This window comes from Mesomycoplasma sp. (genome assembly GCF_056854695.1).
On record NZ_JBXGGF010000001.1, the window covers coordinates 17,250 to 36,407 of the forward strand.

The following is a 19,158-nucleotide window of genomic DNA, read 5'->3' on the forward strand; positions in this document are numbered from 1 at the left end:
GGAAATATGGCTTTTCAAGTGTTTCAACGAAAATCTTACTCAATGGCATCAGTTGATACTAAAGTAAAAACAAATAGATTACTTGGTTTTTCTTTGCTTTGACTGGGTGTTGCAATTGCTTTTGTAGCATTATTGAGTTTTTCAATTTTATCTATTCCAACATTATTTACTTTTTATGCTGGAATAATGACAAATATTGGGACAAAACCAGCTTATTTTATAGGAATTATGATTATTTCCTTAGCCGCTAATGTTGGTATTATTTTTTATATGAATAAAACAGCAATACAAGAAAAACCTAGCACTTTTTTTCTAGCTTTTCTATTTTTTGTATTTGTTTTTATAAATTCGCTATGAATACCTTTGATTTTGGCAATTCAAATTTTGCAAGAAAAAGGTAGAAATATTTTACTAGCTCTCTTAGGTGTGGGTGGAATAACAACACTTATGGGTGTTTTAGGTTATTACCAAATTATTAATTTTGGAAAACTAGCTCCACTATTAATTATTTTAGTAGTTGCTGAATTAATCACAGGAATCACAATGTTTTTTGTAACTAATTCTATAGTTACAACTATTTATTGAGTTTTAGGTTTTGGTGTTTCACTGGGATTTATGGGGTATCAATTTTGAATTATTCGTGAACAAGGGGCTCAAATTTTAGCCTACTATAACGATCCAAAAGAAATTCAAAGAATTTTTATTAGAGTTGGAATGCTAAATGCACTCAACTTATTTGTTGCAGTTGTTAGACTTTTTATGTTTATTTTAAGATTTTTAAATTGAAGGGATTAAATAAAAAATGAGCAAAATTATTAACGTTGATATCGAAATCACAAGCGGTTCAAACATTAAATATGAATTTGATAACAAAACTGGTAAACTAGTTGTTGATAGAATTTTAAGAGATGGCTTTGTTTATCCTGCCAACTATGGTCAAATTCCAAACACTATTGACTGAGATGGTGATGGTTTGGATGTTTTGGTATTTTCTCAAGAAAAATTTTTACCAGGTGTTCAACTCAAGGGTAGAGTTGTTGGCGCTATGCAAATGATTGATAGTGGTGAAACTGATACAAAATTAATAGCGGTTCACAATGATGACTATAGACTTGACAACATTAACTCACTTGATGATTTACCAAAAGAATGACTAGATTCTATCGATTATTTTTTCAGTAATTATAAAAACTGAAAAAAACCTGGAATTACAAAAGTTTTAGGTTTTCAAAATCAAGAATGAGCACTAAAAGAGTTAGAAGAATGTGAAGAACTATTTGAAAAATATAGCAATTTAGACAAAGATGACTTTATTACAAAAATGAAACTCAAACATCCTGAAAAATATGTATAATTAAAATATTACATTTTTTTTACACAAAAATGTAAAATTAAAAAACTTATTATTTTTAAATTTGGAAGGAAAAAATGAAATTCAAAAAATTTTTAATCCCTGGATTAACAGTTATTTCTAGTGCTGCTACATTAATTTCTTGTGGAGTGCAAGGTCCTATTTCCGATTATTCAGGAATTCAAGCAACCGTTGATCAAAGAAGAGATGAAATTAAAAACGCTTCAAAAGGTGACCACTTCAATATGAATGTTGCGGTTGTAACTGCAGGTGGATTTGTAACAGACAAAACATTTAACCAATCAAGTTGAGAAGCTGCTCAACAAATTGCAAGAATCGGTGGTTTTAATGCTGTACCTTTTGAGTCTAAAAGTGTTGTTGACTTAAACCAAACATATAATAATCTAATTAACTCAAATAATAATGTGTGAATCCTTTCAGGTTTTCAGCATGGTGATAAATTTTCAGAATGATTAAAAAATGACCAAAACAAACAAAACTTTATTAGCAAAGGAGTTATTGTTATTGGAATTGACTGAAATCTTCCAAATGGAACCGTTCCTGAAGGACAATTTATTTCAATTCATTACAATGTTGAAGAATCTGCTTGAATTATGGGATATGCAGCAGCTGATTTTTTAGCTAAAAAATTCCCAAATGATGCGAACAAAAGAACAACTACTACTTTTGGTGGGGGAGCATTTAATGCTGTAACAGATTTTATTGCTGGTTATCTAGCAGGAATCAAAGCATTCAATGATCAACACCATGAAGAAGAAACAAGAATTACAAGTCCATCAATTTCATTAAATATTGGTTTCTGAGATACTACTCCAAGTAGACAACAAATCCAAGCTATTTTAGGTTCTATAGGTAATGAACCTATAAATAATAAAGATGTTAAAAAAGATAAAGATAAAGATAAACCAACAATTATATTTCCGGTTGCTGGACCGCAAACTAATGTAGTTCTTCAGGAAATTAAAAATGACAACGAAGTAAAAAATGACAGTAAAATCGAAGACCGTTATGTAATCGGTGTTGACACCAATCAATCTGTAGTTTACGAACAACAAAAAAATAAATTCTTTTCATCTGTTGAAAAAAAGATTGGATTTTCAGTATTTAACATTTTAGCTGATATTTTCACTAAAAAAACAACATACTTAAATGATTTCCAATTTCAAACCAAAAACACAACAGTTAAACTTGGTTACTACAAAGGATTTGTTGGACTTTCTGAAACCACTTTAGAGGGTGATGATAAAACAAAAGCTAATCAGGCAATTCAAGAAGCTAAAAATAAATTTAAAACATTAGTTAAGGAAGATGATCCAAATCCACGAACTACTTTAAACATTGTCGATACTAGTGACCCAAAAGAAATTCAATCAGAATTAGATGGTCTTGTTGCTAAAATAAACAATAAAGCTGCATAATTAAATTAGTAAATTTAAAAGAAAATTTAGTAAACATTTTTAAAAAATCCAGTTAAATAAAAAAACTGGATTTTTTATTTTTATAATGTAAAATTTAAAAATTATGAGTAAGACAGATTTTGTTATTGAGTTTATTGATGTTTCAAAAAAATTTGGAAATTTTTATGCTAATAAAAAAATAAACATAAAAATAAAGAAAAACACTATTCATGCTATTATTGGAGAAAATGGCGCAGGGAAATCAACTTTAATGTCAACATTATTTGGTATTTACACCCCTGATGAAGGAATTATTAAAATTAATGGTGATAATTCCTTCATAACTAACCCTACAATTGCGAGCGAATTTGGAATTGGAATGGTTCATCAACATTTTAAACTTGTTGATGCCTACACAAATCTACAAAATATTGTTTTAGGAAATGAATATAACAATTATGGTTTTATTGATTGAAAATTAGCCATTAGCAAAATCCAATCTTTACAAAAAAAATATTCTTTATTTTTTGACTTAAATGAAAAAACGGGAAAAACATCTGTTGCAGTTAAACAAAAAATAGAAATTTTAAAGGTTTTGTATCGTGATTCTGATATTTTGATTTTTGATGAACCTACTGCAATTTTAAATCCACAAGAAATTGAAGCTTTTTTAGAAAACTTAAAGTTTTTCGCTTCAACTGGAAAAACTATTATTTTTATTTCACATAAACTTAATGAAATTAAAGCAGTCGCTGATGTCGCCACTGTGTTAAGACATGGTGAAGTTGTTGCTAATTTTGAAAATCTCGACAACATTAGTGTTGAAGATTTATCTATTGCAATGGTTGGTGAAAAAGTTGTAAATACAATCAATGTTGATAATTTAATTAAAAATGAAGTTGGAGTTGAAATTAGGAATTTATCAGCTTCACACACAAAAAAAATTGAAAATATCTCTTTCCAAATAAATAAAGGTGAAATTCTGGCAATTGCTGGTGTAGAAGGCAATGGACAAGAAGAATTAGAACTTTCTATTGCAGGAATCATCAAACCAAAAAGTGGCGAAATTTGAATTAATACAGATAGAGTTCATCTCACAAAATCAACAAAATTTATAAAAAATAAAAAAATAGATATACAAAAACAAGAAAATTTCAAAGTAGATATTGCACAACTAGAACCAAAAGATAGAATACCTTACTTATCATACATTCCTGGAGATAGGCATAAATATGGTGTTGTCTTAGATATGGATAACCTAGATAATTCTATTATTAGAAACTTATATAATCCAAAGTTTATTAATAAAACTTTTCTGAAGAAAAATTTAATCAAATCTTTTTACAAAAAAATAGTAGAAAGATTTGATGTTCGTGGTGACCAAGAGGGAAGTAAAAACATTAGACTTTTATCGGGTGGAAATCAACAAAAAGCAGTTGTTGGGCGTGAAATTTTTTCAGAACATGATTTTCTTTTAGTTATTCAACCAACTCGTGGTTTAGATATTGGTGCTATAAAATTAATTCATCAAGCAATTTTAGAAGAAAAAAAACAAGGGAAATCTATACTATTAATTTCATATGAATTAGATGAAGTTTTAGCTTTAGCCGATTCAGTTGTTGTTATAAATAAGGGTAAAATTAGTCAAAAATTATTGCGCAAAGATATTGATAGACAAAAAATAGGTCTTTTAATGGGGGGTATTGATAGTGAAGTTAAATAATCAAAGTAATTTCAAAAATTTTTTAAAACCATTTTTTAATAGAATTAATAGCTTAGAAAACCAAGATGCAAAAACTAAGATTTTCTCTTCATTTTGAGCAGTTTTAATTGGTATTTTGATTTCAATGATTGCTATTGGAATTTTTGGTTACAATCCGTTTTATGTTTTTAAAACAATGATTTTCGATGTTGCTTTTGCAAAAAATCAAGTAAAAAATTTACTTTTAATAACTACAGTTTTTATTTTGGGTGGAATTTCCGTAGCAATTAATTTTAAAGCTGGTTTTTTTAATATTGGAGTTCCTGGTCAAATGATGGTTTCAGGACTAACTTCTTTGTTGATCGTTTTTAATCTTAATTCAAATATTCATGCTAAGTTATTTTTGGGTTTTTTAGTAGCTATTATTTCCTCAATGTTTACAGGTCTGCTAGTTGGTATTTTGAAAGCTTATTTTAAAGTAAATGAAGTAATTTCAACAATTTTAGTAAACTGAATTGTTTATTACATTTGTCAATTTATGTTAAGAGCTAGAAGTCTAAATGTTGTTTTTAGATCTCAAAATTCTCCAGACACAACTATTTCTGTTTTGGAAAAAGGTTTTGCTAATACTTTTTATGACACACAAGGTTTTGCTTGAATTATTTTTTCTTTAACAATTATTTTTGCAATTTTGATGTGAATTGTTTTTCAAAAAACAACAATTGGATTGAAGATAAAAATAATTGGACAAAATCAAAATGCCGCTATTTATAGTGGAATAAATAGTAAAAGAACAATAGTATTAACATTTTTGTTTTCTAGCTTTTTCACAGGTATCACAGGATTTTTGTGATACATCTTTAAGGACAAAGGTTTGAGTCTTGGGGATGGACCTCTACCGGAGGGCTTCAATACCATTTTAATTTCCTTATTAGCTTTTAATTCTCCTATAGGGATTGTTTTCAGTTCATTTTTTTACTCTATTATAAGTCTTGGATCGAGTGGTGTGCAAGCTTACGGAATTCAATTGAATAGTCAAACAACACAAATAATTGTTGGAATAATCATTTATTTAACCGCTATATCAGCTATTTTTATAAAATTTAAGCCACTACAATATTTAAAAAATATTTTTTACTTAATGAAATCTAAAAAATATTTTGGTATTTTAACAAAGAAAAAATTTAATTATGACAAATATAAGGGAAATATATGTATTCAATTTGAAAATAAACAACAATTACTCAAATCAAAAATCACTAAAACTCAAAATAATATAAATAACATTATAGAATTGATTAACAATAAACAAGCATATTTATTACATTTATATATAAAATTACAATTTGAAGAACTTAAGTGATTTATGTTCAAGAGAAGAATGATTATACTAAGAAATAAAAAACAAAAAGTTACTCAAAAAAAAATTTTGTCTGATATAAAAAGGAATTTCAATATAAAACCACCACTCAAAACACACAATATTGATGTTAAGTTAAAATACTTTGAACAAATAAGTCAAAAAAAACATGAAGCTCATATAAAATTAATTCAACTTGGTTATTTTGAAAAAAAGAATCATTTCAAACTTTTTGTTCAAAAGGTTTCTGAAAATAGAAAATTATTTAAATCAATTAGAAGTCAATTAATTGTCAAATATTCAACAGAAATAAGGGGTTAAAATGAGCGTTTTCGTTTCTATTCTTACTTTATTTGTTTTGTTTTTTTGCATAATTTCATTAGGTTCATTTGCAGGTTTGTTTAGTGAGAAAACCGGAATTGTCAACATAGCCATTGATGGAATGATGATTGTTGGGGCTACTTTTTATGGCTTATTTGCTACAAAATTTAATGTTGAAAGTCCTTATATGCAAATAATTTTATTACCTCTAGCAGGTTTGATGTCAGCTATTTTCGCCTTGCTTCATGGTTTTATAACTATAAAATTAAAAGGAAATCATATAATTTCTGGTGTTTCAATAAATTTACTAGCAGCAGCTATTTCAATAATTATGATTAAAGGATTAAGTGAAAATGGTAACTTTTTTGAATCACCTGTTAACGAATTAGCCTTGAGTGTTAAAAGTGATAATTGAAAAAATATAATTTCTTTAAAATTATTTTTAACTATACTAGTTTTGGGTTTGACTTTTATATTTTTTTCTTACACAAAAAAAGGACTTCACTTCGCGGCCGTTGGTGAAAACCCACAAGCAGCTGCTTCAGTTGGTATAAATGTTGACAGAATTAAATGAATTGGTGTTTCCACTTCAGGATTTATAGCTGGAATGGCTGGGGGTATTTTTTTTCAATATTCCGGTCTTGCATTTTTCGGAAATGTTCAAGGTATAGGTTTTTTAGCTCTAACAGTTTTAATTATGGGTAGATGAAAAACTATACTAATTATTTTATCCGCTTTTATTTTTGCATTACTTTACTCAATTTCAAACAATGTTGGAACTGGTATTGGAATTTTTCAACCACTAGGACAGTATTCAACAATAATTTACATAGCGCCTTATATTATCACTTTGTTCATATTGATGTTTACAGCAAAAAGTGATGGTGCCCCTAAAGCTATTGGGCAACCTTATGATAAATCCCAAAAATAAATTAAAAAAGTTATCACTTAAAATGATAACTTTTTTTTTTTTTTTTTTTTGATATTACTGATTTTTAAAATCATCAATAGCTTTTTGACAATCTTCTACAATTGAGGATATTTTAGCGGAGTCATCAATGATTGCTCCAGATGCATTCAAGTGACCTCCACCACCCCATTTGGTTGCAACCTCTCTAACATTTGGTCCTGATGAGCGAAATTCAACCCTTCATTTTCGACTTTCTTCTTGGACAAAAGAAAGTCAAATTTTATAACTACCTATATTTGCCAATAAGTTGGGTCTTGTTGCACTTTGAGGATTGAGTTCTAGTTCTTTTTGTTGATTCAAGTCCATAATATAGTAAATAACATTTTTGTGTGTTTGTTTTTTAGATAAAACAAATGATTCAAGATCCAGATCTGCTTTACTTTTTTTATTTAATTCTTGGTGAATTTGATTAAAATCCAAACCTGTATCAATTAGGGTTGCCGCAATTCTATGAGTTCTAGCAGTTGTTTGCTTGTATAAAAATCTACCAGAATCAGTGTAAATTCCAAGATACAAAGGTTTTGCACATTCCGAATCTATCATTCATTTAGCATCAATGGCTAGTTGACTAATTTGTTCAGCACAAGCTACAAAAGATGAATCAATTCATTTTTGCGCTTCTTCTCAACTATCATCATTTGGATGGTGATCAATTCTTAATATTTCTGCAAATTTATGCTTTTCAAAAAGATATGATGATTCAATTCTTTCAATATTATTTACATCAACAATTATAGCAAGGGCATCACTTAAATCTATATCATCAACATCATTGTGTTTGATATTCAAAAAAGGAAAACTACCTTTTGAATCACCAACTATATAAACTTCTTTGTTTGTGTAATTTAATTCAATTAGCCTTTTAAGTCCGAGTTGTGAACCCAAACAGTCACCATCAGGTCTGATATGATGAAAAATTACAATTTTATTGTATTTTTCTATCAAATCAATAGCTATTTGTGAACTACCTACCAGCATTTTTCTCGAATTCTTGGACTAAATTAATTGATTTTTGAATAATTTCACCCATTTGTTTCTTTTTAAAAATATTAACTCCAGAAGCCATATCATGACCTCCACCACCATATTGTTGAGTAATAGTGTTTACTTTTGGTCCGTTGGAACGTAATCTAACCCTAATTCTATTATCATCAGCTTCAATAAAGAAAATTCAAATTCTAGCATCGCCAATATTTGCTAAAATATTGACTGATGATCATTGTTCCTCTGTTAACTCGAATTTTTCTTGTATTTTTTTTGTAACATTAAATCAAATTACTTTACCTTTTTTTTTATAATTTTGTAAAACATAACTAACAAAAGAAACTTCTTTTTCACTCCGTTTTGACAAATTTCAATTTAAATTATTGAAATCAAATTTTGTTTTAAGTAAATAAGAAGATACATCGAAAGTTCTAGGAGATGTCGAACTAAATAAGAATCTACCAGAATCGGTAATTATTCCTAAATAAACAAATTTAGCAATTTCTGCATCTATTTTCCACTTATTTTTCATTAAAAAATAACCAATCATTTCTGAAGCAGCAACAAATGATGTATCAATCCATTCGTAATTAGCGTAATCTTCATTATTTGTTGGGTGGTGATCAATTTTAATTATTGTTGTGAATTTTTTTTCTAAAATTCTTTCATTTTTACAAACACGATCAAGGTTAGCTGTATCAACCGTTATGGCTAACGAATTTTTAAAATATTTTGAGTCTATTTGAGTTTCATCGGTTTTATAAAAGTTCATGAACTTTAAGACTTCTCCTGGTTCTCCAATGAAAAAAACATTTTTATCAGGAAAGTTTTTCTTTATAGCTGTTCCCAGCCCATTTTGAGAACCTAAACAGTCGCCATCAGGTCTTACATGGTGATACACGAAAATATTTTTGTGAGCTGCGATTATTTCTGCTATTTTTTTATATGAACCAATTTTCATTTTAATCTCCTCTATGGTAATTTCTGTTATTCTTTATCGACAAACCTCTATAAATTTGTTCTAAAACAACTAATTTAAAAATTTTGTGATTGTAAGTTATTCTACCAAACGAAACGAATTTAGACATAGGTTTTTCTCTTTTCATCAAATCTTCATCAATACCTTCAGCACCACCTATAATAAAAGTTAAATTCGATTTATCAAGATATTTTGAAAACTCAATAGAATTAACACTTTCTCCTCGTTCGCTAAAAATGATTATTTCACTATTTTTAGGAATTTTACTTACAATAATTTTGGTTTCACTTTCTTTTTTCTTTTTCAAATTAATTTCTTTAGATTCCGTTAATTTTATTATATTTATATCACATTTAAATTGTTTTATTTTATTAATTTCGTGTTGATAAATATGTTGATAATCTGTGGAATTTGAACCAAAATGCAATAAATTAATTTTCATTTTTTATATATTTTCTTCTTTTTTATTAGTTTTTAGATAAAAAAGAAGCATTTGAATATCTGCTGGTGAAATCCCGCTAATTCTACTAGCTTGCCCAATTGTTGTAGGTTGAATTTTTTCCAATTTATCCAGTGCTTCTAAAGATAAATTGTCGACTTTTTTATAATCAATATTTGTTGGTATTCTTAAAATTTCTAGTTTTTTCATTTTTTCAGCTGTTGTATTTTGTTTTTCAATATAACCTTTCAATCTACAAGCAACTGTCAGTTCATATCCATATTCAAAATCACCTAAAACATCTTTAAAATCAACATCAGGTCTTGAAATTAATTTTAATTTAGAAATTCCATTTTCAACTTCGTATTTTTGGCTTAAAAAGTCTTTTGGAGAAATAAAATCCGTTGCTAATTCTCTTATTTTTTCATCGATTAATCTATATTTTTCAAGAATTTTTTCATATTTTTCTTTTGAAATCATCCCAGAATAGAAAGCATAACCACTCATTCTTAAATCAGCGTTATCATTTCTTAAAATAAGTCTATACTCGGCCCTTGATGTTAACATTCTATAAGGTTCTTTCGTACCCTTTGTTATTAAGTCATCAATGAGAACACCTATATAACCATCGCTTCGTAAAATTTCTATACTAGATTTGTTTTCAAGTAAAAGCGCAGCGTTAATTCCAGCTATTAAACCTTGTGCAGCAGCTTCTTCATAACCACTTGTCCCATTAATTTGACCAGCTAAAAATAATCCTTGAATTTTTTTTGTTTCAAGTGATCTTTTTAATTCTAAAGGGTTGATTGAATCATATTCTATAGCATACCCGTAATACAAAACTTTAGCATTTTTAAGTCCTGGTACTGATTTAATCATTTTGTCTTGCACATCTTCTGGCATTGATGTTGATAAACCATTAATGTACATAACATCTTGTTTTTCTGTTTCGGGTTCAAAAAATATTTGATGTCTTTCTTTATTTGAAAAACGAACAATTTTATCTTCAACAGATGGGCAATAACGTGGGCCAACACCTTCAATTAATCCTGAATACATGGAAGATTTATCTAAATTTTCATTAATAATTTTATGAGTTTCTGGTGTTGTGTATGTTAAATAACAACTAATCTGTTCGTTCAATCTTTGTTGAGAGTCGAAAGAAAAAACATAATCCAAAAGTGGTATTTCTTCTTTTTCAACTTCACTAAAATCTATCGATTCCGTCAAAATTCTAGGTGGTGTCCCTGTTTTTAGGCGTTGAATATCAAAACCCAAGTTTTTCAAGTGTTGTGATAAGTCTGTTGAAGTTTTTTGATTCTCTGGACCTGAAATTTTTATTTCAGAACCTCTTAAAATTCGAGAATTCATGTAAGTTCCTGTTGTGATAACTACTGTGTTTGCAAAGATATCACCACTTTTTTCAGTAACAACACCTTCAATTTTGTTGTCTTTAATTTTTAATTTTAAGACTAAATCTTCAAAAATTTCAATATTTGTCTCATTTTGTACATGTTCTAAGACAATTTTTGAATATTTATCCTTATCAATTTGAGCTCTTATAGATCTAACAGCTGGTCCTTTTGATTCATTTAGCATTTTAACTTGAATCATAGTTAAGTCTGCGAATTTACCTTGCACACCACCCAAAGCATCAATTTCACGGGTTATAATCCCTTTTGCAGGACCACCAATTGAAGGGTTACAAGGTAAAGAAGCCATTTTATTTTTATTTATAGTGACGAGAGCTACTTTAAAACCTTTCTTCGAAATAGCAAAAGCCGCCTCAATCCCTGCATGTCCAGCGCCCACAACTATTGCATCAAATTTATTATTCATCTTCAGATACAACCTTTATTAATTTTTTACCTATTCATAAAAAATCACCGTTTTTAACTTTTGTTCCACGAGTGGTCACTTGTTTTTGATTAATTAACACCGTGTGAGTTTTTAAATAATATTTACTTTGTCCACCCGAATCAACAATATCTATTTTTTTTAACAATTGACCAATTGTTATGAAATTACCTTTAATTTTTACAATCATTATTGATTAACAAGACCTACTAACTGTTTTATAGATTTATTACTTTCAGAAATGATTAATAATCTGGTTGTTCTTTCATCAATGAGAATATCGACATCATTTTCAAAAACAGATATTGCTTCCTTTAAAAATCTGTAGTTAACATAAAACAAAACATCTTTTCCATAATATTTTATTATATTTTCGGTTCTTACTTTTGAGCGCCCACTTTCTTGTTTACTTATAGAAACTTTAACTTCAGAAGAACTTAAACTAAATGATATTGCGTTATTTTTTTCAGGAAGAATAATTGTAGCTTTATCAATTAAATCTAAAATCTCCTTTTTGTTAATTGTTAATCTATACTTTAGTTGTTCGGGTGTAGGAAAAATTGTCGAAATATCTTTATAAGGCATGTTTAATATTCTAGATTGGATTGTCAATCCGTCAAAAGTGTAATTAATTTTAGTTTCACTTATATAAAAATCAATATTTTCCGAAATTTCATTTAGTATAAAATCTTTTAAATTTTTAGCATTTATAGATATGTTAAATTCTACATCAGAGTCTAAAGCGATAGTTTCACAGGCGAATCTATTAGTGTCTGTCGCAGCTAATGTTAAAAGTGAGTTTTGTGAGTTTAAATTTATCGAAGACAAAATAGGGTTATTTATAGCTGGAGAAGCAGCAAAAGCTGTGTTTTTAATAGCTCTTTTAAAATCCTTTATATTTATATTAACTTTTTTTCCGATAGATTCAAAATCAATCTCAGGAAAAATAGATTGATCTTTTAAAATTTTCACAATTTTAGTGTTTTTTCATGAAATCTCAATTTCATTTTCAATAACTTTAAATGTAATTTTATCTTCACTTTTTTTAACAATATCTTTTAAAAAAACACCATCTAGTAAACAAAATCCAACTTCCTCTATTTCCAATTTATCTTGAGATATAAAAGATTTAAAAGACAATTCACCATTAGTTGTTATTAATGTGAGTCCATTTCTGTCAGCTAAAACATAAAAAGATCCAAATGGGGAGTTTGAATTAGGAATCAAACCAACAGAACATCTATCAATTTGTTTTTCGATAATATTTTTGCTAATTGTAAATTTCATTTTATTTCCTTTTTTATTTATATTATATTTTAATAACTATTATAAAGTGATGTTGAAATGTGGAAAACTTGATTTTTATAACGAAATAAAGGCTTTTTTGCTATTTTTTTATGTTGATTACTTATTGAATTAATGTTTTTTAAATGTTTTTAATTTATTAGTTATTTCCTGAATGGTATAAGAAATGTTGGTGATTTTATTTTTGTTGTTTTTGATTTTTTTACATGTTGATATTATTGTGGAATGATCTCTATTACCGAATAACTTACCAATCTCAACGTAGGTTAAGTCTAACATTGATTTTATTAATCAAATAGAAATATCTCTAGCAAAAACGATATTTTTCTTTCTACTTTTACTTAAGATATCCTTTTGATTCACTCCTAAATATTCACAAGTTGCCTTTATTATTGTTTCATGATTTATTTTTTCACTAATTATTTTTTGATTTGGAAAAATTAGTGAAATAGTTTCTAAATCAAAAACAATATTGTTGATATTAGAAGAATTTAATTCATTCTTTAGGTAAAAAGTTATTCTTTCAATAGCACCTTCTATTTGCCTAATTGAGTTGTTGAAATGTTTTGCCAAAAAATCTAAGGCAAGTTTGTCTCAAACATATTGTCCTAAAGATTTTTCTTCCAATTTGTGTTTTAAAATTTTTATAAAATCATCTTTATTCAACTCTTGCACTTCTACTGTTAAACCTCACCTAAAACGGTCAATTAATCTATCTTGAAAACCTATTAGTGACTCTATTGTTTGATCAGATGTAATTATTATTTGCTTATCTTCTTCTATAAATCTGTTAACAATTTCGAAAAGAACTTTTAATGTTTGGGTTCTATTCCCATAACCTTGAATATCATCTAATAATATTACATCATGAGTAGAAATTCATTCGATAAATTCATTGATTTTGTTGTAATTACTTTCTCTCATCCAAGTTGTAACATTGGAAGTGAATGTGTAATCATTAACATAAAACACTTTTTTACCTTTACTCACACACAAATTTCCTAAAGCGTGTAAAAAATGAGTTTTCCCTATTCCAGAATTTCCATAAATAAAAATGGGTGATGAAGATAGTTTACCTTTATTTTTAAACTCCTCAAGAATTCCAAAGATGGATTGGTTGAAATTACTTTTAACATAATTTTCAATAGTGTATTTTGGTAAGATGTTATTACTTTTAAAAACTTGAAAGATATCCTTTAATTTTAAAAATTTATCTTCTTCGGTTTGTTGTGTGTTATTTATTGGTGTTTGATCTTCCAAACCTACAAAATTTATTATTTTTAACTCATCAATTTCAACAAAGCATCTAGAAATTAAAGGTTTTCAATTTTTATTCAATTCAACTTTAACATCATAGTCACTTGTATCTAGTAGAACTTCAGTTTTAGTCTCAGAAACAATTTTTATATCCTTGAATAAATTTTTAAAAACCATTTTATCAACAAAGTCTTCGATAGATTTTAAAAGTAATTCAGTTTTTATTTTTAAATTAATATTGTTATTCATTTTGAAATTATATTTTTAAACTAAAATATTATAATAGTTATATTATCTTATTTTAGCAAAAAATATGTTAAAATTTTTTAACTCAAAACAAACTTAATTTTATTAAAACAAAAGGAGCAAAAATGAAAAGAACATACCAACCGAATAAACTAAAACACATTAAAACACATGGTTTTAGAAGTAGAATGAAAACCGCTGATGGTAGAAAGGTTCTTTCTCTACGTAGATTAAAAGGGAGAAAAAGATTAACTGTTTCAGATAAGTAATATTTGGAATTGATTTGTATAAATTCGAAATAATTAGAAAAAACTGAGAATTTCAAAAAATTATTGATAGTAAAAAACAAATAGTGTCTAAAAATTTAATTTTTTACTATCAACAACAAAGTTTTTTTGAAATAGGGATTTCAATACCAAAAAAATTCGCAAACTCTGTTCAAAGAAATTACTTTAAAAGACAAATAAAAAGTATTATTCATGAATTAATAATAGTTGGCTTTGTTTTACCTAAAGTTAAATGTGTCTTGATTACAAGAAAAACTTTTTTAAGTCTCAGTTTTATACAAAAAAAAGAAAAAATAACCAAACTTTTAGAAGAACTTAACAAAAATGCTAAATAAAAAAAATAGACCTAAAGCTTTTGAATTCTTTGATAATAAACCTAATAATTTTGGTTTTAGAAAAAAGATTAATTGAAAAAATATAAGAAAAATAATTAAGCTAATTATTTATATTTTAATATTCGGAATTACATTAACAGGGTGTATTCAATCTTTTGTTGTAAAAACATCTTTTAACGTTGGTGAAGGTGTGGAATTCTATCAAAACAATTCAGAGGTTACACCAAATTATACAATTTTAAGCACAAAGCAAAAAGGTGAATCCTATAAAATTACACCAGTTGCTAAAAGTAATAATTTTTTAATATCTGCTGACAAAGTCGAAAGTAATAATGATCAAAATATTCTTTCGCTTTTAAAAAAACAAAGTGAGGATAATGGTAATAATCAAGAATATTTTGGAAAATATAGTTCTTTAATTTTATATAAAGATAATAATAATTACGAATATTTAAGAGGTGATAAAAATAATGAATTTTTATTCATAACCTCTGGGGATAAAGAATACAAACAAAAGAATGAATGAACAGATATTAAAGTCCCATCTCCTAGATTTTATCTAAAAAATGGAGAGTTAGAAGTTGCTAAAGAACTTTTAAAACAAACTGCAAATACGGAGTTGAATAATAGTCCTTTTTTCTTTACAATAAACAATGATTTGCTACCATCATACAAAAAAAACGCTAGCTTTAGTAGAGACATAATTCAATCTATTTTTAACAAAATCAACAAAACATTGGGGATTACAAAAAATGAATTAAAATCAGCTATAGAGGAGTATGAAAAAAATCAAGGGGATAATATTTCAAATAAAAATAAAGAAATAATTAAGAAATATTCCTTATACTTTGCGAGTTTGCTTAAAGATTTAAACTACAATAAAATCAATTTGGACAAAAATTCATATGAGTTTAATTTAGATAATGTTAATGGAAATTATAAAAAGTTTGCCTTTCAAAACAATATAGCAAGTAGTCCAATTGTAACATGGCGTGATTCTTGAGCTTATGGACCTTTTTATTCTATATTTGTTTATCCATTATCTAAAATTATTTTAGGTGTGTCTGAATCTCAATCATTAATTCAGTGAAATGGTTGAATTACAATTTTAGCGATTGTTATGGTTGTTATTTTAACTAAAATCATTTCATTCATATTTAGGTTTAAAACCATTTTTGGTCAAAGTAAGCAAATGGAATTGCAAGCTAAAAAAGCAAAGATTGACGCTAAATACGAACCTTATAAAGATAACAAAGTTATGCAACAACGACAAAGACAAGAAGTCGCTGAATTATATAGAAAAAATAATTTTTCACCTTTTGCTCCTTTTTCCCAAGCTCTTGTGACAATGCCTATTTTTATTGCGGTTTGGCGTGTTTTACAAGGAATTCCTAGCTTAAAAGTTACATATTTCCTTGGTTTGGAACTTTCTGCAACATCTTATCAAAAATTATTTGCAGGAGAATGAGTTTACCTTCCGATAATGATAATTGTTGTTGTTACACAAGTACTACAACAATGAATTCCTAGATGATTAAATAAGAATAAAACACAGCGTATTATGAACACTTCTGAATCAGAAGCGATGAAGAAACAACTTAAAACTCAAAGAATAATGTCTATTGTATTTATTTTTATAGGACTTCTTTTTCAAGCTTCTTTACAAATTTATTGAATTATTGGGGCAATTTGAGAAATTTCACAATCTCTTGGTGTGCATTATCTCCAAAGATCGAAGATTTATAGGGAAAAAATGCAACCTTGATTAAGGAAAAGGAAAATATTGTAAATATAAAAAAACCACTAAAAAGTGGTTTTTTTATATTGAATAATTTTGTACTTTTGAAATTTTATTATTGTTTTTAAATCTACTTTTTGTTATTTAAATAAAATTGAAGTTTTTCTTTAAAATTAGTTAGCTTTTGTTGCTCTAAATGAATTTTTTCTTTAGGAGCTTTGCTTAAAAAACCTTTATTATTTAAAATAGATTCGGCTCGCTCAATTTCGCTTTTTAAAAACTCAATTTCTTTTTGAATTTTTTTGGCTTCATTTTCTTTTTGTTCATCAGTTAAATCTATAGCGATTTCAAAATGATTGGTTTTAACTACAGTTGTCTTATTATCTTTTCATAACCCAAAAGTCAATTTATTAATTACTGAAATTTGATAATCATTTAATTTAGAGTTTAAAACGCAATAATGAATTACATTTTTATTAGATATACTATAAGATTCTCGATATTTTCTAATGCTATCTATAATCTCGATAATATCATCAACTTCTTTAGTATATTTGTACTTGAATAACTTAGGAAATCTTGATTCTAATAATTGCTTATTAAAAATATTTTCAAATAAATAATCTGTGATAAATGGTAAAAATGGATGCAAGATCAATAATATTTTCTTTAGTATTTTTGTAGGATAAAAACCATTTGCATTTATTTTTATAAACTCAACATATTTAGAAGAAAACTCGTTATAAACAAAATTTTGAATTTCTTTTCCAATTAAAGTGAAATTGTAATTTTTTATATATTTGTTGATTTTTTGTTTTAATAAATACAGTTTATTTTCCATTCACAAATCTGTATTGGTTGGGGTGGTTTTATGACTTGGTAAAGATGTGATATATATTGCTATATTTCATAATTTATTATTTAAAGCTCATCCTAATTTTAATTTTTCTTTATTGAATCGGATATCTTGCCCAGGTGTTGAGTTGAAAATTAATGATTGCCTCAAAACATCAGAACCATATTCTTCGATAACATCCATAGGATCAATCCCATTTCCTAATGATTTTGACATTTTTTGACCATTTTCATCACGAATTAATCCATGAATTAAAACTTTTGAAAAAGGTTTTTTATCCAAAATATTTAAAGAAGAAAAATACATTCTAGCTATTCAAAAAAATAAAATATCTCACCCAGTTACCATTAAACTAGTGGGGTAATATTTATTTAATTTATCAGTTTGTGGTCATCCCAAAAAAACAAAAGGACTAATTCCTGATGAAAATCATGTATCTAGAACATCCTCTTCTTGTTTTCAACCTTCCCCTGGAGACTTGATTTGAACTTTCATTTCGCCACCTTTATATCAAACAGGTATCTGGTGACCCCATCAAATTTGACGTGAAATTGTTCAATCATGAACGTTCTCCATTCATTTTCTGATTTTGGATTCAAAAACTTTTGGGAAAAAATTCACTTTATCTTTTGAGTCTAAATGATTCAACATTTTTTTTGCTAATGTTTTCATCTCAACAAATCATTGTGGTTTTTTGAGAATTTCCACTATTTCACCACTCCGTTGTGAAATACCAACATTAGAAATTATGTCTTCTGTTTTGATTAAATATCCTTGTTTATCTAATAAATTTGCAATTTCACTTCTTACTTCAAAACGATCTCGCCCTTCAAAACCTACCACAATATCTGTTAATTTACCAAAATCATCAATACATTCAGGGGCTTTTAAGTTGTGCTTTTGCATAATATCAAAATCAGCTAAACTATGAGAAGAAACTTTCATAGCTCCTGATCCAAATTCGACATCAACATATTCATCTGCAATAATTGGTAAAAGTTTTTTTGAAAAAGGATTTATAGCATTTTTCCCAATTAATTTCTTATATCTTTTATCATTTGGATTTACAGCGACAGCAACATCTCCGGGCAAAGTTTCAATTCTGGTTGTTGCTACTTCTAAAAAATCTGTTTTACTATTTTCTAAAAAGTAACGCAAATAATACATTTTTTGTTCAACTGGTTGATTAAACACTTCAATATTAGAAATTGCGGTTTGAAATTTAACATCCCAATTTATTGCTCTGTCACCTTTGTACAAAAGTCCTTGATTATACAATTGAACAAAAAATTCACTCACAGCTTCTTTGGCATCTTCATCTAGTGTAAATCTTTCTTTAGTGTAGTCATAAGCTATACCTAATTTATTTCATTGAGAAATAATTTTTTTATATTGCTCATCTTTTCACTCATAACATTTATCAATAAATTTTTGGCGACCTAAATCTTCTTTTTTAAAACCGCTTTTGTTGAGTTTTTCTTCAACTTTGGCTTGTGTTGCAATACCAGCATGATCTACAGCTGGTAATAATAAAACATCATAACCTTGTAATTTTTTAAATCTAATAACTGTATCTTGTAAATAAGTATTTCAAGCATGTCCTAAATGTAATTGTCCTGTTACATTAGGTGGTGGAGTAATTATTGAAAAAGGTTTTTTTGGATTTTCAGTAGCCACAAAAAAACCTTTTTCAATTCAATTATTAACTCTATTTAATTCTACTGATTTGTGATTGTATTTTTTATTCATCATA

17 protein-coding genes are annotated in these 19,158 nt (G+C 27.1%); 9 read left to right on the forward strand and 8 right to left on the reverse strand.

The window, feature by feature from the left end:
• Positions 1–6: 6 nt before the first annotated feature.
• From ACJHWB_RS00075 to ACJHWB_RS00100, 6 genes are all read left to right on the forward strand, one after another.
• Complete coding sequence (locus tag ACJHWB_RS00075) at positions 7–795, forward strand: MAG0110 family membrane protein (protein ID WP_483132496.1); 789 nt, start codon at positions 7–9, stop codon at positions 793–795.
• 7 nt (positions 796–802) lie between these two features.
• Positions 803–1,354 carry an inorganic diphosphatase gene (locus ACJHWB_RS00080; RefSeq protein WP_483132497.1) on the forward strand — a complete coding sequence of 184 codons (552 nt, stop codon included), beginning with the start codon at positions 803–805 and terminating at the stop codon, positions 1,352–1,354.
• Between the two features lie 74 nt (positions 1,355–1,428).
• Complete coding sequence (locus ACJHWB_RS00085; protein WP_483132498.1) at positions 1,429–2,790, forward strand: BMP family ABC transporter substrate-binding protein; 1,362 nt, start codon at positions 1,429–1,431, stop codon at positions 2,788–2,790.
• A 103-nt stretch (positions 2,791–2,893) separates the two neighbouring features.
• Positions 2,894–4,492: an ABC transporter ATP-binding protein gene (locus ACJHWB_RS00090; protein WP_483132499.1), complete on the forward strand. Its 1,599-nt coding sequence runs from the start codon at positions 2,894–2,896 to the stop codon at positions 4,490–4,492.
• On the forward strand, positions 4,479–6,152 hold the full coding sequence (locus ACJHWB_RS00095) for an ABC transporter permease (RefSeq protein WP_483132500.1): 1,674 nt from the start codon (positions 4,479–4,481) through the stop codon (positions 6,150–6,152). The genes ACJHWB_RS00090 and ACJHWB_RS00095 overlap by 14 nt, the downstream gene beginning before the upstream one ends.
• Before the next feature lies 1 nt (position 6,153).
• Positions 6,154–7,083, forward strand: a complete 930-nt coding sequence (locus ACJHWB_RS00100) for an ABC transporter permease (protein ID WP_483132501.1) — start codon at positions 6,154–6,156, stop codon at positions 7,081–7,083.
• Positions 7,084–7,137: 54 nt separating this feature from the next.
• Here ACJHWB_RS00100 and nrnA (ACJHWB_RS00105) read toward each other — a convergent pair whose 3' ends face one another.
• From nrnA (ACJHWB_RS00105) to dnaA, 7 genes are all read right to left on the reverse strand, one after another.
• A complete protein-coding gene (gene nrnA, locus ACJHWB_RS00105) occupies positions 7,138–8,100 on the reverse strand; it encodes a bifunctional oligoribonuclease/PAP phosphatase NrnA (protein ID WP_483132502.1) in 963 nt (320 codons plus the stop codon).
• A complete protein-coding gene (gene nrnA / locus ACJHWB_RS00110) occupies positions 8,087–9,067 on the reverse strand; it encodes a bifunctional oligoribonuclease/PAP phosphatase NrnA (RefSeq protein ID WP_483132503.1) in 981 nt (326 codons plus the stop codon). Before nrnA (ACJHWB_RS00110) ends, nrnA (ACJHWB_RS00105) begins: the two co-directional genes overlap by 14 nt.
• Before the next feature lies 1 nt (position 9,068).
• On the reverse strand, positions 9,069–9,527 hold the full coding sequence (locus tag ACJHWB_RS00115) for a 23S rRNA (pseudouridine(1915)-N(3))-methyltransferase RlmH (protein WP_483132504.1): 459 nt from the start codon (positions 9,525–9,527) through the stop codon (positions 9,069–9,071).
• A 3-nt stretch (positions 9,528–9,530) separates the two neighbouring features.
• Positions 9,531–11,363, reverse strand: coding sequence for a tRNA uridine-5-carboxymethylaminomethyl(34) synthesis enzyme MnmG (gene mnmG, locus ACJHWB_RS00120; RefSeq protein WP_483132505.1), 1,833 nt, complete (start codon positions 11,361–11,363; stop codon positions 9,531–9,533).
• Positions 11,356–11,571 (reverse strand): RNA-binding S4 domain-containing protein, encoded by a 216-nt coding sequence (locus ACJHWB_RS00125; RefSeq protein WP_483132506.1) that lies wholly within the window; start codon positions 11,569–11,571, stop codon positions 11,356–11,358. The genes mnmG and ACJHWB_RS00125 overlap by 8 nt, the downstream gene beginning before the upstream one ends.
• On the reverse strand, positions 11,571–12,668 hold the full coding sequence (locus tag ACJHWB_RS00130) for a DNA polymerase III subunit beta family protein (RefSeq protein ID WP_483132507.1): 1,098 nt from the start codon (positions 12,666–12,668) through the stop codon (positions 11,571–11,573). Before ACJHWB_RS00130 ends, ACJHWB_RS00125 begins: the two co-directional genes overlap by 1 nt.
• Positions 12,669–12,797: 129 nt before the next feature.
• Positions 12,798–14,192: a chromosomal replication initiator protein DnaA gene (dnaA, locus tag ACJHWB_RS00135; protein WP_483132508.1), complete on the reverse strand. Its 1,395-nt coding sequence runs from the start codon at positions 14,190–14,192 to the stop codon at positions 12,798–12,800.
• 122 nt (positions 14,193–14,314) lie between these two features.
• On the opposite strand from dnaA, the gene rpmH reads away from it, so the two are divergent.
• The 3 genes from rpmH to yidC are packed head-to-tail and all read left to right on the forward strand — an operon-like array spanning position 14,315 to position 16,600.
• The gene (gene rpmH / locus ACJHWB_RS00140) at positions 14,315–14,458 is read left to right on the forward strand and encodes a 50S ribosomal protein L34 (protein WP_022934813.1); all 144 of its coding nucleotides are present in this window, start codon (positions 14,315–14,317) and stop codon (positions 14,456–14,458) included.
• 14 nt (positions 14,459–14,472) lie between these two features.
• Complete coding sequence (gene rnpA, locus ACJHWB_RS00145) at positions 14,473–14,811, forward strand: ribonuclease P protein component (RefSeq protein ID WP_483132509.1); 339 nt, start codon at positions 14,473–14,475, stop codon at positions 14,809–14,811.
• Complete coding sequence (yidC, locus tag ACJHWB_RS00150; RefSeq protein ID WP_483132510.1) at positions 14,801–16,600, forward strand: membrane protein insertase YidC; 1,800 nt, start codon at positions 14,801–14,803, stop codon at positions 16,598–16,600. The genes rnpA and yidC overlap by 11 nt, the downstream gene beginning before the upstream one ends.
• A gap of 79 nt (positions 16,601–16,679) precedes the next feature.
• Here the strand turns inward: yidC and ACJHWB_RS00155 are convergent, their stop codons facing one another.
• On the reverse strand, positions 16,680–19,154 hold the full coding sequence (locus ACJHWB_RS00155) for a valine--tRNA ligase (RefSeq protein ID WP_483132573.1): 2,475 nt from the start codon (positions 19,152–19,154) through the stop codon (positions 16,680–16,682).
• Positions 19,155–19,158 lie beyond the last annotated feature (4 nt).